The following is a 15,345-nucleotide window of genomic DNA, read 5'->3' as shown; positions in this document are numbered from 1 at the left end:
TGAAATTTTTTGATCTGCCACAGCATAGTGATAAATAGTCGTCATTCCTGGGCAAATGGACATTGCCTGATGCATCGCTCCTCGGCTAATAAATAGACCTTATAAATATAAAGCTTATATTACCCGGACAAGGGGATGCTATGAACCGTTTTATAATGGCTGACAGCCAAAAATGCATTGGCTGTCGGGCATGTGAAGTTGCCTGCGTAATGTCGCATAACCATGAACAGCATGTCTTAACGCCTGCGCGTTTTCAACCGCGCATCACTGTCTTCAAAAATCAGACGCAGCGGAGCGCGGTAACCTGTCGCCACTGCGAAGATGCGCCCTGCGCGCGAAGCTGCCCGAATGGCGCTATCAGTCAACGCGATGATGCAATCCAGGTTGATCAAAGCAAATGTATCGGCTGTAAATCCTGCGCCGTGGCGTGCCCGTTTGGCACCATGCAGATTGTCCTGACGCCCGCCGCCGAGGGGCGGGTAAAAGCCAACGCGCAGAAATGTGACCTTTGCAGCGGGCGTGACGCAGGCCCGGCCTGCGTGGAAAATTGTCCGGCGGATGCGCTGGCGCTGGTGAGCCCGCAGCGTTTGGCTGACATGTCGAAAAACCGCCGCATGCAGGCGGCCTGCCGTGATGCGCAGCCGTGGCACAGCGAAAGCGCGGGTCAGAACACCGTCGCGATGAGTAAAGTGCAGCAGATGGCGCAAACGCCTGCACGGGGTGAAGCCGACAAACTGGCGATTGAGGCGCGCAAAACTGGTTTTGCGGAAATCTACCTACCGCTCAGTGACAATCAGGCTCAGCAGGCTTCTTCACGCTGCCTGACCTGCGGCGAGCACAGTATCTGCGAATGGACTTGCCCGCTGCACAACCATATTCCACAGTGGATTGACCGGGTGAAAGCCGGGGATATAGATGCCGCGGTGGCGCTGTCGCATCAGACTAACCCGCTGCCGGAAATTACCGGACGCGTCTGCCCACAGGACCGTCTTTGCGAGGGGGCCTGCACTGTGCGTGACGAGCATGGCGCGGTGACCATTGGCAACCTTGAGCGCTATATTACCGACCAGGCGCTGGCGAAGGGCTGGCGGCCAGAAGTAGGCCCGGTGGCGGCGAGTGGTAAACGCGTGGCGATTATCGGCGCGGGCCCTGCAGGGCTTGCCTGTGCGGATATGTTAGTGCGTCAGGGTGTGGAGCCTGTGGTATTTGACCGCCACCCGGAAATTGGTGGCCTGCTGACCTTCGGCATTCCTTCCTTCAAACTGGATAAATCGCTGCTGGCGCGCCGCCGTGAAATCTTTACCGCGATGGGTATTCGCTTTGAGCTGAACTGTGAAATCGGTAAAGACGTGGCGATGAACGATCTGCTTGAAGAGTACGATGCGGTCTTTGTCGGCGTGGGTACCTATCGCTCGATGAAAGCCAATTTAGCCAATGAAGATGCGCCGGGCGTTTATGACGCGCTGCCCTTCCTGATCGCTAACACCAAAAATGTGATGGGGCTGAACGAACTGCCGAACGAGCCGTTCATCAACACCGCCGGGTTAAATGTGGTAGTACTGGGCGGCGGCGATACGGCGATGGACTGCGTGCGAACCGCGCTGCGTCACGGTGCAGCGAAGGTCACCTGCGCTTATCGTCGTGATGAAGCCAACATGCCTGGCTCCAGGAAAGAAGTGAAAAACGCGCGGGAAGAGGGGGCGGAGTTTGAATTTAACGTTCAGCCGCTGACGCTTGAGCTGGATAAAACGGGCAAGGTGAACGGGATTCGCTTCATCCGCACCGCGATGGGCGAACCCGACAGCCAGAGACGCCGTCGTCCGGTACCGATTGAGGGCAGCGAGTTTGTCATGCCCGCCGATGCGGTGATTATGGCGTTTGGTTTCCATCCGCACAGCATGCCGTGGCTCAACGCCCAGGGCGTTGAGGTGGATGACTGGGGGCGCATTCGCGCCAATGTCGAAAGCCGCTATCGTTATCAGACGACAAATCCGAAAGTGTTTGCCGGCGGCGATGCGGTGCGCGGAGCGGATCTGGTGGTGACCGCGATGGCAGAGGGCCGCCATGCTGCGCAAGGGATTATCGACTGGTTAGGTGTGAAAACGCACGGCGTACATTAACGACAAAACGGGCGCCACGGCGTAGTATGGTTCGCTTCGAATCGCGTTGTGGAGCCCGTATGTCATTTAAGATTGAACTGATTAAAGATAAAGTCCTCTCCGATAACTACTTTGTTCTGCGCAATATTACCTACGATTTAACCCGCAAAAATGGCGAGGTTATCCGGCATAAACGCGAAGTGTATGACCGGGGTAACGGTGCCACCATTCTGCTCTATAACCCGCGCAAAAAGAATGTGGTGCTGGTGCGCCAGTTTCGTGTCGCCACCTGGGTCAACGGTAATGCTGATGGCCGATTAATCGAAACCTGTGCAGGCCTGTTGGATGACGATGAGCCGGAAGTGTGCATTCGCAAAGAGGCGATAGAAGAGACGGGCTATCAGGTCAGTGAGGTGCGTAAAGTATTCCAGCTCTACATGTCACCAGGCGGCGTCACGGAAATCGCTCATTTCTTCATTGGTGAATATGATGACAATCAACGGCGCAGTGCGGGCGGCGGCGTTGACGATGAAGATATTGAAGTACTGGAAATCCCGTTCCTTGAGGCGCTGGCGATGGTAACGCGAGGTGAAATTTGCGATGGTAAGACGGTGATCTTGTTACAGTATTTGCAATCTTCAGGGTTAATGGATTGATTTATATAAAGAAATAATTATGTATTTTATATGAATCAATCCGATAAATCCGATTGAGCGTGGCGGCGCTGGCGTTGAAGATACCCCGGTTAATTGATGTTTTTTTCTTCTGGGGTTGTACCGTCCATGCGCTACCGCGTTCTTCTCTTATTGTTTATGGGGCTGCTCCCAACGTCTGTGACGTGGGCGTCTCCCGTCCAGCAGATCTTTTCTGACTGGCTGGTCACCTGTAACAATCAGAATTTCTGCGTGGCGCGTAACGTTGGCCTGCATCATGGACTGGTCATGACCCTCAGCCGGAGTGCGGGCGCGCATATGGACGCAGCGCTACGCATCGAACTGGGCGGGCTGGTGAACCCGGTTGCCGCTGTTCCGCCGATTGCCCCGCGACTGCTGCTGGATGACAAGCCGCTCCAGCGCGGCGAAGAACACTGGAAGGTTCAGCCAAAGCTTCTCGCCACGGATGATAGCGCGACGATTGATGCGTTTTTGCAACTGGTGCAGGACGCGCAGGCGATAACGCTGCAAAAAGGGGTTCAGGCGATTTCTCTGAAAGGGCTGAAAGCCGCGCTGCTGTTTATCGATTCACAGCAAAAGCGTGTTGGCAGCGAAACGGCGTGGGTGCGTAAAGGCGATGAACCGCCGCTGAGCGTTCCTCCTGCGCCCCCGCTGAAAACGGTCGCCAAAGTCAATCCGACGCCGACGCCGCTCACTCGCGATGAATACAACGATCTGCTCGATTATGGCACCTGGCGGATGAACAATACCCAGTGCTCGCTGGATCCTCTGCGCCGCGAAGTATGGGTTACCGCCCTTACCGATGATAAAGCGCTGATGATGATCAGTTGTGAATCCGGCGCCTATAACACGATTTACCGTGCCTGGCTGGTATCGCGTAAAAAGCCCCATGCTTCGCATCCGGTACGCTTGCGTCTGCCGTTCCTGCCTTCCGGGCAGGACAACCGTGAAGTGGAACTGATGAACCTGACCTTCAACGAAAATACGCGCGAGCTTATTACGCTTGAGAAAGGACGTGGTCTGGGCGACTGTGGCGTGCAAACCCGCTGGCGTTATGATGGGCAGCGTTTTCGTTTAGTGCGTTACGCCGGGCAGCCGGAGTGCGATAACTGGCAGGGCGCTGATGCGTGGCCTACCCAGTGGATAACCGGGTAGGCGTGGTGCGGGAAATTGCCGGATGCGGCTGCGCCTTATCCGGCCTACAAAACATCCGTCCGTAGGCCTGATAAGCGAAGCGCATCAGGCACTTGTGCCATAACCTAACGTTTCTTCAGTACCGCTTTTGCCTTCTCGACAATATTCTCAACCGTAAAGCCAAAGTAGGGGAACAGTTTTTCTGCAGGCGCCGATTCGCCATAGCCGGTCATCCCGACAATCGCCCCTTTCAGGCCGACATATTTGTACCAGTAATCGGCAATGCCTGCTTCGACTGCGACGCGGGCGCTGACGCCGGAAGGCAGCACCGACTCACGGTACTCCTCATCCTGCGCATCGAAGGTATCCGTCGAAGGCAGCGAAACCACCCGCACGTTTATCCCATCTGCACGCAGCTTTTCTGCCGCCAGCACGGTGATTTCCACTTCTGAACCGGTGGCAATCAGAATCAGATCCGGCTTACCACCCGCATCCTTCAACACATACCCGCCGCGGGCGATTTCCTGAACCTGCTCTGGTGTACGCTCCATTTGCGCCAGGTTTTGTCGGGAAAGAATCAGCGCCGTTGGGCCATGGTGACGCTCAACCGCCGCTTTCCAGGCGACCGCGGTTTCAACCTGATCGCAAGGACGCCAGGTACTGAAATTCGGCGTTAAGCGCAGGCTGGCAAGCTGCTCTACCGCCTGGTGCGTCGGGCCATCTTCGCCAAGACCGATGGAGTCGTGGGTATAAACCATAATCTGCCGCGCCTTCATCAGCGCCGCCATACGCGCGGCATTACGTGCGTACTCGACGAACATCAGGAAGGTGGCGGTATAGGGTACGAAGCCGCCATGGTGGGCAATCCCGTTGGCAATCGCGGTCATACCGAACTCACGTACGCCATAGTGAATATAGTTACCCGCATGATCTTCTTTCAGGGATTTCGAGCCGGACCAAATCGTCAAATTACTGGGCGCGAGATCCGCCGAGCCGCCCAACAGCTCCGGCAGAATTGGGCCATAGGCATTGAGGGTATTTTGCGAGGCTTTACGGCTGGCGATTTTCGCCGGCTCTGACTGCATTTTCTCGATGTATGCCTGGACGGTACTCGCCCAGTTTTCCGGTAAGCCGCCGCTCATCCGACGGATGAACTCCGCAGCCAGTTCCGGGTGTGCCTTTTGATAGGCGGCGAGCTTCTCTTTCCAGTGCTGCTGTTCTTTCTCGCCGCGCTCGCGGGCGTCCCATTTTTTGTAAATCTCTTTGGGAATTTCGAACGGCGGGTGGTTCCAGCCAAGCTGTTTACGCGCCAGCGCGACTTCTTCCACGCCCAGCGCCGCGCCGTGGGCTTCCTCTTTACCGGCTTTATTTGGCGAGCCGAAACCGATAACCGTGCGGCAGATAATCAGCGACGGTTTATCCTTGACGCTCTGCGCCTCTTCAATCGCTTTTTTCACCGCCTGCGGATCGTGTCCGTCAATTTCATGCACCACGTGCCAGTGATAAGCTTCAAAACGTTTCGCCGTATCGTCGGTGAACCAACCGTCCGTTTCACCGTCAATTGAAATGCCGTTGTGATCGTAAAAACCAATCAGTTTGCCCAGCCCCAGCGTTCCGGCAAGGGAACACACTTCGTGCGAAATCCCCTCCATCAGACAGCCATCGCCCATAAATACGTAAGTATAGTGATCGACAATCTCATGCCCCGGCTGGTTAAACTGGGCGGCCAGCGTGCGTTCGGCGATAGCCAGACCGACGGCATTCGCCAGCCCCTGACCGAGCGGCCCGGTAGTGGTTTCAACGCCGGGTGTATAGCCTATCTCCGGGTGGCCTGGCGTTTTCGAATGCAGCTGACGGAAATTTTTCAGCTCTTCAATCGGCAGGTCGTAACCGCTCAGATGCAGCAGACTGTAGAGCAGCATTGAGGCGTGGCCGTTAGAGAGGATAAAGCGATCGCGGTCATACCACGTCGGATCGGTGGGGTTATGTTTCATGAAGTCGTTCCACAGGACTTCAGCAATATCCGCCATGCCCATTGGCGCGCCAGGGTGTCCGGAATTGGCTTTCTGAACGGCATCCATACTCAGGGCACGGATGGCATTAGCGAGATCTCTTCGTGACATTAACGACTCCTTAGCAAAAGTGGCGATCTTGATAAGTTATGAGATGCATAACAAAAAAGCATAGCAGACAGGCATAGCATTGTTTCCGATAGTTGGTAACATGTTCCTCATATACCAATAACAATGTGAACCCACAGGCCCGGCCGTGGCGCATCACTTTTTAGTTCGATATGTGAAAGGAACCCCAAATGGACGAGCAGTTAAAACAAAGTGCCCTCGATTTCCACGAATTCCCGGTTCCGGGGAAAATTCAGGTCTCTCCGACAAAACCGCTGGCGACGCAGCGCGATCTGGCGCTGGCTTATTCACCGGGCGTTGCCGCGCCGTGTCTGGAAATTGAGAAGGATCCGTTAGCCGCCTTCAAATACACTGCCCGTGGCAACCTGGTGGCCGTGGTGTCTAACGGTACGGCGGTGCTTGGCCTTGGTAACATCGGCGCACTGGCCGGTAAACCGGTGATGGAAGGCAAAGGCGTCCTGTTTAAAAAATTCGCCGGTATTGATGTGTTCGATATCGAAGTGGATGAACTGGATCCCGACAAATTTATCGATGTGGTCGCGGCGCTGGAGCCGACTTTCGGCGGCATCAACCTCGAAGATATCAAAGCGCCGGAGTGCTTCTACATTGAGCAGAAACTGCGCGAACGCATGAATATCCCGGTATTCCATGATGACCAGCACGGCACGGCGATTATCAGCACGGCGGCTATCCTCAACGGCCTGCGCGTGGTTGAGAAGAATATCTCTGACGTGCGCATGGTGGTATCCGGCGCGGGGGCGGCGGCAATCGCCTGTATGAACCTGCTGGTGGCGCTGGGGATGCAGAAACACAATATCGTGGTCTGCGACTCTAAAGGCGTAATCTATAAAAATCGCGAAGCCAATATGGCCGAAACCAAAGCGGCTTACGCGGTGGACGACGACGGCAAGCGCACGCTGGATGACGTGATCGCCGATGCAGATATTTTCCTCGGCTGCTCCGGGCCAAAAGTATTGACCCAGGAGATGGTGAAGAAAATGGCGCGCGCGCCGATGATCCTCGCGCTGGCAAACCCGGAGCCGGAAATTCTGCCGCCGCTGGCAAAAGAAGTGCGCCCGGATGCGATTATTTGTACCGGTCGTTCGGACTACCCGAACCAGGTCAACAACGTGCTTTGCTTCCCGTTCATCTTCCGTGGCGCGCTGGACGTTGGCGCGACGGCGATCAACGAAGAGATGAAGCTGGCGGCGGTGCATGCGATTGCTGAACTGGCGCACGCGGAACAGAGCGAAGTGGTGGCATCGGCCTATGGCGATCAGGATCTGAGCTTTGGTGCTGAGTACATCATTCCAAAACCGTTCGATCCACGCCTGATCGTTAAGATCGCCCCGGCTGTCGCCAAAGCGGCGATGGACTCCGGCGTGGCGACGCGTCCGATTGCCGACTTCGACGCCTACGTTGAAAAACTGAGCGAGTTTGTCTACAAAACCAACCTGTTCATGAAGCCGATTTTCTCGCAGGCGCGTAAAGAGCCAAAACGCGTGGTGCTGGCGGAAGGTGAAGACACGCGTGTGCTGCACGCGACGCAGGAACTGATCACGCTGGGGCTGGCGAAACCGATTCTGATCGGTCGTCCGAGCGTCATCGAAATGCGTGTCCAGAAACTGGGCCTGCAAATCAAACCGGGCGTTGATTTCGAGATCGTCAACAATGAATCTGACCCGCGCTTTAAAGAGTACTGGAATGAGTACTATAACCTGATGAAACGCCGTGGTATCAGCCCGGAACAGGCACAGCGCGCGGTGATCAGCAACACCACAGTGATTGGCGCGATCATGGTGCATCGTGGCGAAGCGGATGCGCTGATCTGCGGTACTATCGGTGATTACCACGAGCATTACGGCGTGATTCAGCCGCTGTTTGGCTATCGCGATGGCGTACATACCGCAGGCGCAATGAACGCGCTGCTGCTGCCAAGCGGCAACACCTTTATTGCCGATACCTACGTTAATAACGATCCGACCCCGGAACAGCTGGCGGAAATCGCATTGATGGCGGCGGAAAGTGTGCGTCGCTTCGGTATCGAACCACGCGTGGCGCTGCTGTCTCACTCGAACTTTGGTTCATCTGACTGCCCGTCAGCCAGCAAAATGCGCGACGCGCTGGCGCTGGTGAAAGAGCGTGCGCCGGAGCTGATGATTGACGGTGAGATGCACGGTGATGCTGCGTTGGTGGAAAGCATTCGCGCCGACCGCATGCCGGACAGCCCGCTGAAAGGCTCGGCAAACATTCTGGTGATGCCGAATATGGAAGCCGCGCGTATCAGTTATAACCTGCTGCGCGTCTCCAGTTCTGAAGGCGTGACCGTCGGCCCGGTGCTGATGGGTGTAGCGAAGCCAGTGCATATTCTGACGCCGATCGCCTCTGTGCGTCGCATTGTGAATATGGTGGCGCTGGCGGTGGTTGAGGCGCAGACGCAGCCGCTGTAATTCATTTAAACGCTGGGGGGCGTTCACTCCCAGCGTTTCCTTTCTGCTGCCGAAAATCACTGGGCGACAAACCTGTTGTATGGCGGAATATTTTGGAAAACAGCAGGGGATCCTGGTAGCCGACTGAGATGGCTATAGTGGCTATCGGAAACCGGGTGTTTATCAATAGCTCTGCGGCTTTATTCATTCGTAATTTTGTAAGATATGCTTTTGGGCTCATCGCAAACTCCTTCCTGAACTGACGATGTAACCAGGTTCTGTCAATATTAAAATAGGCTGCGACATCTTCGATTTTCATCGCTGTATCATAATGGTTACGAATATATTGTAGCGATTGCACAGCGATTTTATTTCGCTCGATTCCTTTTCTTGCGGGCGTTTTCGGGAAGTACAAACAGAGCTGATAAAGCACTTCCATGAGTTTTGCATTCAGTAGTATATCTGTTTCTTGTTCCAGGATAGAGACTTCAATAATTTCGCTGAATAGGTTTTTGACTATCCCCGCCTCTGTTTCGTTAAACACCGGGTTGCTGGCTGAGAGCATGCAGCGCTGAAGATATTTTTCCACCAACGAGCCACGAAACCCCATCCAGAAGAAAGCCCAGGGAGTGGAACGACTGGCCTCATATTTAATTTGTCGACCGGGCTCAATGAAAAATAAGTCACCTTTATGCAGGGGCCAGCTGTGCCCACCACTGGTAAAAATACCGCTGCCAGAAATGATGTAATGCAGCATGTAACCGCTACGCACGGTCGGGCCATAGACGTGCCCGGGTTTTGTGGTATCAAATCCGCAGGAGTATAAATACATGGCGTCATCGATATTGGGGTTATTATATAAGTAGCGCATATATGTTTTTGTAGAAGCAACAAACCTCTCTTGATTGTCTACATTTTTCCATTCTACTCCTTATGGGCGGAACATATAGTGGGAATATGTTAACTTGCCACAAGGAAAAAAGAATGCGAGAGGATTACTCCGGCCATTTAGCCGACCTTATCGCCGCCGTCGGCGGTAAGGAAAATATTATTTATATAACCCATTGTGCGACGCGACTACGCCTCTCGCTGCAGGATAATCATAAAGCAAACCTCGAGGAGATCGGAAATCTCGAACGGGTTAAAGGTGTATTTAATGTGGGTGACCAGCTGCAGATTATTTATGGTGCAGGGCGGGTGAATGAGGTTTGTCAGGCATTGAAAGAGACCCTTTCACTGGATGAGGCCAATCTGCAAAGTAGTCAGCAGCGACAGAAACCGTTGCAAAGGTTTGTTAAATCCATATCCGATGTATTTCTTGAGATTATGCCTTCCATCCTCGCAGCGGCGCTTTTGATGGGATTAACATCGCTTCTGACAACAAAAGGCCTGTTTGGTGACCGCTCCATCGTAGAGATGTACCCGCAGATCTCAGGATTAAATAGATTAATTGCGATCGCGTCGTCAGGGATTTTTGCCTTATTACCTATGGTGGTGGCCTGGTCAGCAACGCGTCGCTACGGTGGGCGACCCGCGCTGGGGTTGGCAATCGGTGCCATTATGGTTCATCCAGGTTTGGTCGATGCGTTCAGTGCTGCTTCCGGCAATGCAGCGGCTGAAACAATCAGCATATTCGGCCTACCCGTTGAGTTGGTCGGCTTTCAGGGAGGCATTATCATCGCGTTGATGATTGGTTACACGGTTGCCTGGCTGGATCAGTACTTTAACCGTAAACTCCCGGATATTATCAAGTTCGTGCTCTCGCCAATGCTCACCATTCTGCTGTCGTCGCTACTGTTGTTTACGATAATCGGACCTTTTGGCCGTCTGCTGGGGAGCGGTATTACCGGTGGTCTGCTGTGGATGGCGGAATACCTTGGTATTTTCGGCTATATGATTTTCGGCGCGGTACAGCAATTGATTGTAATTACCGGTCTGCATCATACCTTTGGCGCGATTGAGGGCCAACTGCTGGCAAGTACCGGCCGTGATTTCCTCAACCCTTTGATGTCGGTAGCGTTGATGGGGCAGGGGGGCGCAGTGGTAGGGTACATGCTCTTGCATTTCAATGATAAAAAAGTGCAGACGCTCTGTGTGTCGGCTTTCACTTCTATCCTGTTCGGCATTTCAGAACCAGCGCTATTCGGTGTGAATCTGAAATATCGTTTTCCGCTGATGGCCGGATGCGTAGCGGGTGCGGCAGGCGCGGCGTGGGTATATCTATCAAAGTTAACGGCGGTGGGCTATGGCACAACTGCCTTGCCGGGAATAACGATCGTTGATCCAGCAAATCATGGGCATGTTAATTACGTCGTGGCTCATCTGCTGGCTTTAACCACCGGTGCGATATTGACCTATATAGCTGGCAAATTTGCCACACGAGCGGAGTGCTAATCCTATGAATGGGCTTCGCCGTTATAAACGCTACGCTGATATTCCGTCTGATGTGCGACGACAGGCTCAGGCGCTGAGCGCCAAATCGCCCTGGCGTCAGCAATATCACATTGAACCAAAAACGGGTTTTCTGAACGATCCTAATGGGCTGAGTTACTTTAACGGGCAATATCATCTTTGCTACCAATGGAGTCCACTTCGCTATTGCGAAGGGGAGTGGTATCAGGGGTGGTTTCATCTTGTTTCAGAGGATCTGGTTCACTGGTCTCCCCTTGGGCCGTTGCTTGAACCGGAAACCGCTTATGACAGTCATGGCCCTTACTCCGGAAGTGCCATTTCAGTAGGCGATGAATTGCTCTTTTTTTATACCGGTAACACTCGCGATGCATGCTGGCAACGTACGCCTTATCAGCTCATTGCCCGGCTGGATACACAGGGGCGACTTACCCGCCAGCTTCCTCCGGCTCTGAGCGGTCAACCGAAGGGATATACAGACCATTTCCGCGACCCGAAAATCTGGCGTGGAGACGATGCTTTTTATGCGGTCATCGGTGCGCAACGCGAAAGTCTTGAAGGTGCCTGTCTGCTGATGCGCTCAGACGATGCCATCATCTGGCATATTCAGGGTGAGATAAAGACGGATTTCACGCCACGTGGCTATATGTGGGAGTGCCCTGATTACTTTGAACAGGACGGCCAGGGAGTATTACTGTTTTGCCCGCAGGGGCTGAGTCATGACAAAACGCAGCGTAATCTTTATGAAGTTTACGCACTGTGTGGTGAGCCTCTTTCACTGCATGACCTCACTTTTTTGCACCGTAAGCCGCAGCTATTGGATAACGGCTTTGATATGTACGCAACGCAAACAATGAAGACGCCTGATGGTCGACGGATTTTGATTGGCTGGATGGGCATCTCTGAAATGCATTATCCCACTGAGGCGTACGGTCATTGTGGCATTCTCACTATTCCGCGTGAGCTGAAAGTACAGGATGGCATTCTTTATCAACAACCTCTGAAAGAGTTACAAACCCTGCGGGGGGATTATCAGCAACAATTTGCGCAGTTGGACAATGAGCAACCTGTAATCATGCACAGCGGCGCTGTATTTGAAGCGCGAATTGTTATTAGTGGAAAAATTGACGATCGGGTGACGATTGCTTTACGTGCCAATCCATCAGGCACAAGAAAAACAATGCTGACGCTGGATGCGGTAAAGGGGCAAATTGTCCTCGACCGTAGCGAGGCGGGCGAAGCTGTTAACCCGGAATATGGGGAACGTCGGGTGACGGCCTGGTCATTTACCTCTGAGACAACTGTACATGTCTTCTCAGATGTATCCTCTCTTGAGATCTTTATCAATAACGGGATGTTTGTCTCGTCATCGCGCATTTTTCCTGCTGAAGATCAGCAGTGGCTGATGATCGAAAATCACGGTGTGTCTCAGAAAGTTGAAGTGGAATGTTGGCAACTACAAGGAATCTATCATGACGGCGAAAAATGATTGGTGGCGTAACGCGGTAATTTATCAAATTTATCCAAAAAGCTTTATGGACAGTAATGGCGATGGTGTGGGCGATCTGCCAGGAATTATATCTCGGTTAGATTATATTCAGGCATTAGGTGTCGATGCTATTTGGCTTAGCCCAATCTTTCTCTCGCCAGGTAAAGATAACGGTTATGACATTCAGGATTACTGCTGCATCGATCCTCAGTTTGGAAGCAATGACGATATTGATGAGCTGATTCTTCAGGCCCATCAACGTGGTTTAAAAGTGATAATGGATCTGGTTGCCAATCATACTTCCGATCAGCATGACTGGTTCTTAAAAAGCAAAACCTCGCGAGATAATCCTTATAGTGATTACTATATCTGGCGCGATCCTCTTCCTGATGGCGGCGTTCCCAATAATTGGGGGGCAAATTTTGGCGGTAGTGCCTGGGAGTGGTGCCCAGAGCGGCAACAATACTATTTACATCTGTTTGCCAAAGAGCAGCCTGACCTTAACTGGGAGAATCCACGGGTTCGCGATGAGATCTATCGAATAATGGAATTCTGGGCGCAAAAAGGCATTGATGGCTGGCGGATGGATGTCATCACTTTGATCTCTAAATATACCGATTTTCCAAACTACCAGGTTGACCATAATTTGCCGGTCGTCGGTTGGATGCACAGCAATGGCCCGCGGGTTCATGAATTTATACAGGAAATGCATGACAAAGTACTGGCTCCTTATGGAATGATGACGGTGGGAGAAGCACCGGGGTCAACGCCTGAGAATGCGCTGCAATATATTGCTGACTCTCGGCGTGAACTGGATATGGTGTTTACGTTTGAGCATACCGACGTGGATATTCTTCCGGGAGGGATCAACCGTAAATGGCAATTGCAGCCGTTTTCATTACCACGCCTAAAATCGATATTGGCGAAATGGCAGGATGGCCTGCACGGGCTGGGGTGGAATGCGCTCTATTTCGAAAACCACGATCAGCCGCGTATCGTTTCGCGCTGGGGCAACGACCAGGCGTACCGGGCTGAGTGCGCCACCGCCTGGGCGACGGTATTGCATGGGATGCAGGGCACGCCGTTCGTCTACCAGGGTGAAGAGATCGGCATGACCAACATTCACCTGCCTCTGGAACAGTACAACGATGTCGAGATCGTCAATAACTACAATGAACTGGTCGTGAAACAAAAAACGCAGTCACACGATGCTTTTATGGCGGCCGTCTACCAGATTGGTCGCGACAACGCGCGTACGCCGATGCAGTGGGATTCCTCTCCTTACGCTGGTTTCAGCAGTGCTACCCCCTGGCTGCCTGTTAATCCCCGCTATAAGGAAATTAATGTGATGCAGGACAGGCAAAATAATTTTTCGGTTTTTCGCTACTACCAGCAGTTAATCGCCCTGAGGCATCGGGAACGTATTTTAATCGAGGGCGATTTTGAACTGTTATTGCCTGAGCATCCGCAGCTTTTTTGCTATATGCGCCGCTTAGAAGAAAAATGTTGGCTGGTGGTCGCTAATTTATCCGACGGTGAGGTAAGTTTTGAATGGCAAGATCTCAAGCAGCTCGAGGCGGGTCGTGTGATTATCAGTAACATGGCTGGAACAGATGAAAACAGGATTTTAAAGCCCTGGATGGCTTTTATCATGGAGTACTGAAATAGCGTCTGACAATAGCGCTCTAAGCGTTTTATGAGAGGATGTTAATCGGTAAATTTACTCCGGGTGTTGAGTCAGCATTCAAGCGCGGCATAAGTTCCGCGCTTTTTTGTCTGGCAGGTGCAAGAGACAAGTCAGAGAACAAACAAGGCCATAAAGTGAAAACGAAAAGAGCGCACTTACCGCTGTGGAATGGCAGTGTTCAAAGGGTTTGCACCGAACACTGAAATCCAGCATTCAGATATAAAACCCAGACTATTTGGAAAGATAACTACCTCAAATCCACTCGCGGATTTTAATAAACTCGCTCAGCGCTGCTCGTTGCGGTGCTTAATGAAGAAGTCATCGTCGCACCATTTTTTATAGCGCGGATAAACGTCTTCTCCAAAGGGTTGGCACAGGTCACGCATTGGTCCAAACGCCTGGCTGATGCTGCATCAGCGGTTGCAGGCCAGGGGATGAGCAACATGGCGATGCTTTTCGTCTTACGGACCATATAGGTGTAATAATATCGGGCTTTTTTCTGATTTTTCATACGAAGGATGTTCTGATTTATGTCCATTCGATAACATCTGTTTTTTGATAATGGACAATTCAACATGCAAAAAGTATTGCTGTTCCTCTGCCTTCTCACATCAAGCCTGCCCGCTTTGGCACAAGACGAAATGCCTGCCGCGTTAAAGGAACATTACAACTCTTCTCTGAATGAATTAAATGAGCATATATGGTTGAGAAAAGGGCAACCCGAGCTGGAATACTCTATTTGTCTGAATAAGCAGGTTGCGCCGGAACAGCGGATTGTGGTGATGTGTGGTTATATGACTAACGCATCGGAACAGGATTCTGCGCCATTTGATATCTGGTATCTGGATGGAAGTAATATTGCTGCACATACAACGACAGAAGGCTATGGTCGGATGGGGGCATCCGGTGATGCGAAAGCAGTAAAAATTGGCGAAAAATGGGGGGTTATTCTGGAATCGAGCTATATGATGCAAGGGGTTGAACAAACTTTCCAGCAGTTCTACGTTGCACACGGAGAGAATATTCAATCCATTGCCAGTATTCCAATCCATTCCAGTAGCGAAGAAAATGGTCCGCCAGACAACCTTGATACTAAGGTTGCATTTGCGCAGCAATATAGTGGCACCTATCCGAATATGCTTTTACATTCCACCGGGACATTAGCAGGTAAGAAAATAAATAAGCAGTGGTCGGTGCCGTTTGACCCGAAAACCAACAGCTATCTCATTCCTGAAGAGATAGTTATTGGATATTGATTATCAGGATGGTGGTAAGGAATTTTT

10 protein-coding genes and 1 pseudogene are annotated in these 15,345 nt (G+C 52.3%); 8 read left to right on the top strand and 3 right to left on the bottom strand.

Features of this window, described 5'->3' with window-relative positions; translation table 11 throughout:
• Positions 1-140 precede the first annotated feature (140 nt).
• The 3 genes from aegA to DBY68_RS01895 all read left to right on the top strand — a co-directional run bounded on the left by aegA (position 141) and on the right by DBY68_RS01895 (position 3,928).
• The gene (gene aegA, locus DBY68_RS01905) at positions 141-2,120 is read left to right on the top strand and encodes a formate-dependent uric acid utilization protein AegA (protein WP_108473439.1); all 1,980 of its coding nucleotides are present in this window, start codon (positions 141-143) and stop codon (positions 2,118-2,120) included.
• A gap of 59 nt (positions 2,121-2,179) precedes the next feature.
• The gene (gene nudK / locus DBY68_RS01900; protein ID WP_108473440.1) at positions 2,180-2,755 is read left to right on the top strand and encodes a GDP-mannose pyrophosphatase NudK; all 576 of its coding nucleotides are present in this window, start codon (positions 2,180-2,182) and stop codon (positions 2,753-2,755) included.
• Positions 2,756-2,881: 126 nt separating this feature from the next.
• On the top strand, positions 2,882-3,928 hold the full coding sequence (locus DBY68_RS01895) for a DUF1176 domain-containing protein (RefSeq protein ID WP_108473441.1): 1,047 nt from the start codon (positions 2,882-2,884) through the stop codon (positions 3,926-3,928).
• 104 nt (positions 3,929-4,032) lie between these two features.
• On the opposite strand, the gene tkt is transcribed toward DBY68_RS01895, so the two are convergent.
• On the bottom strand, positions 4,033-6,030 hold the full coding sequence (gene tkt / locus DBY68_RS01890; RefSeq protein WP_108473442.1) for a transketolase: 1,998 nt from the start codon (positions 6,028-6,030) through the stop codon (positions 4,033-4,035).
• A gap of 188 nt (positions 6,031-6,218) precedes the next feature.
• Here tkt and maeB point away from each other — a divergent pair, with 188 nt between their 5' ends.
• Positions 6,219-8,498, top strand: a complete 2,280-nt coding sequence (gene maeB, locus DBY68_RS01885) for an NADP-dependent oxaloacetate-decarboxylating malate dehydrogenase (RefSeq protein WP_108473443.1) — start codon at positions 6,219-6,221, stop codon at positions 8,496-8,498.
• Between the two features lies 1 nt (position 8,499).
• Here the strand turns inward: maeB and DBY68_RS01880 are convergent, their stop codons facing one another.
• Positions 8,500-9,348, bottom strand: coding sequence for an AraC family transcriptional regulator (locus DBY68_RS01880; RefSeq protein ID WP_108473444.1), 849 nt, complete (start codon positions 9,346-9,348; stop codon positions 8,500-8,502).
• 113 nt (positions 9,349-9,461) lie between these two features.
• Here DBY68_RS01880 and DBY68_RS01875 point away from each other — a divergent pair, with 113 nt between their 5' ends.
• Genes DBY68_RS01875 through DBY68_RS01865 form a run of 3 tightly spaced genes read left to right on the top strand, consistent with a single transcriptional unit; the run spans position 9,462 to position 14,038 of the window.
• A complete protein-coding gene (locus tag DBY68_RS01875; protein ID WP_108473445.1) occupies positions 9,462-10,871 on the top strand; it encodes a PTS transporter subunit EIIC in 1,410 nt (469 codons plus the stop codon).
• A 4-nt stretch (positions 10,872-10,875) separates the two neighbouring features.
• The gene (locus DBY68_RS01870) at positions 10,876-12,375 is read left to right on the top strand and encodes a sucrose-6-phosphate hydrolase (RefSeq protein ID WP_108473446.1); all 1,500 of its coding nucleotides are present in this window, start codon (positions 10,876-10,878) and stop codon (positions 12,373-12,375) included.
• A complete protein-coding gene (locus DBY68_RS01865) occupies positions 12,359-14,038 on the top strand; it encodes an alpha-glucosidase (RefSeq protein WP_108473447.1) in 1,680 nt (559 codons plus the stop codon). The genes DBY68_RS01870 and DBY68_RS01865 overlap by 17 nt, the downstream gene beginning before the upstream one ends.
• A gap of 311 nt (positions 14,039-14,349) precedes the next feature.
• On the opposite strand, the pseudogene DBY68_RS01860 reads toward DBY68_RS01865, so the two are convergent.
• A pseudogene (locus DBY68_RS01860) lies at positions 14,350-14,445 on the bottom strand (coproporphyrinogen III oxidase); the annotation flags it as partial.
• A gap of 192 nt (positions 14,446-14,637) precedes the next feature.
• On the opposite strand from DBY68_RS01860, the gene DBY68_RS01855 reads away from it, so the two are divergent.
• Positions 14,638-15,318, top strand: a complete 681-nt coding sequence (locus DBY68_RS01855; protein ID WP_108473448.1) for a hypothetical protein — start codon at positions 14,638-14,640, stop codon at positions 15,316-15,318.
• Positions 15,319-15,345: the final 27 nt, after the last annotated feature.

The organism is Pseudocitrobacter sp. RIT415, assembly GCF_003057695.2.
GTDB lineage: Bacteria > Pseudomonadota > Gammaproteobacteria > Enterobacterales > Enterobacteriaceae > Pseudocitrobacter > Pseudocitrobacter faecalis.
The sequence above is the reverse complement of the archived record's forward strand: the minus strand, read 5'-3'. Positions and strand labels throughout refer to the sequence as shown.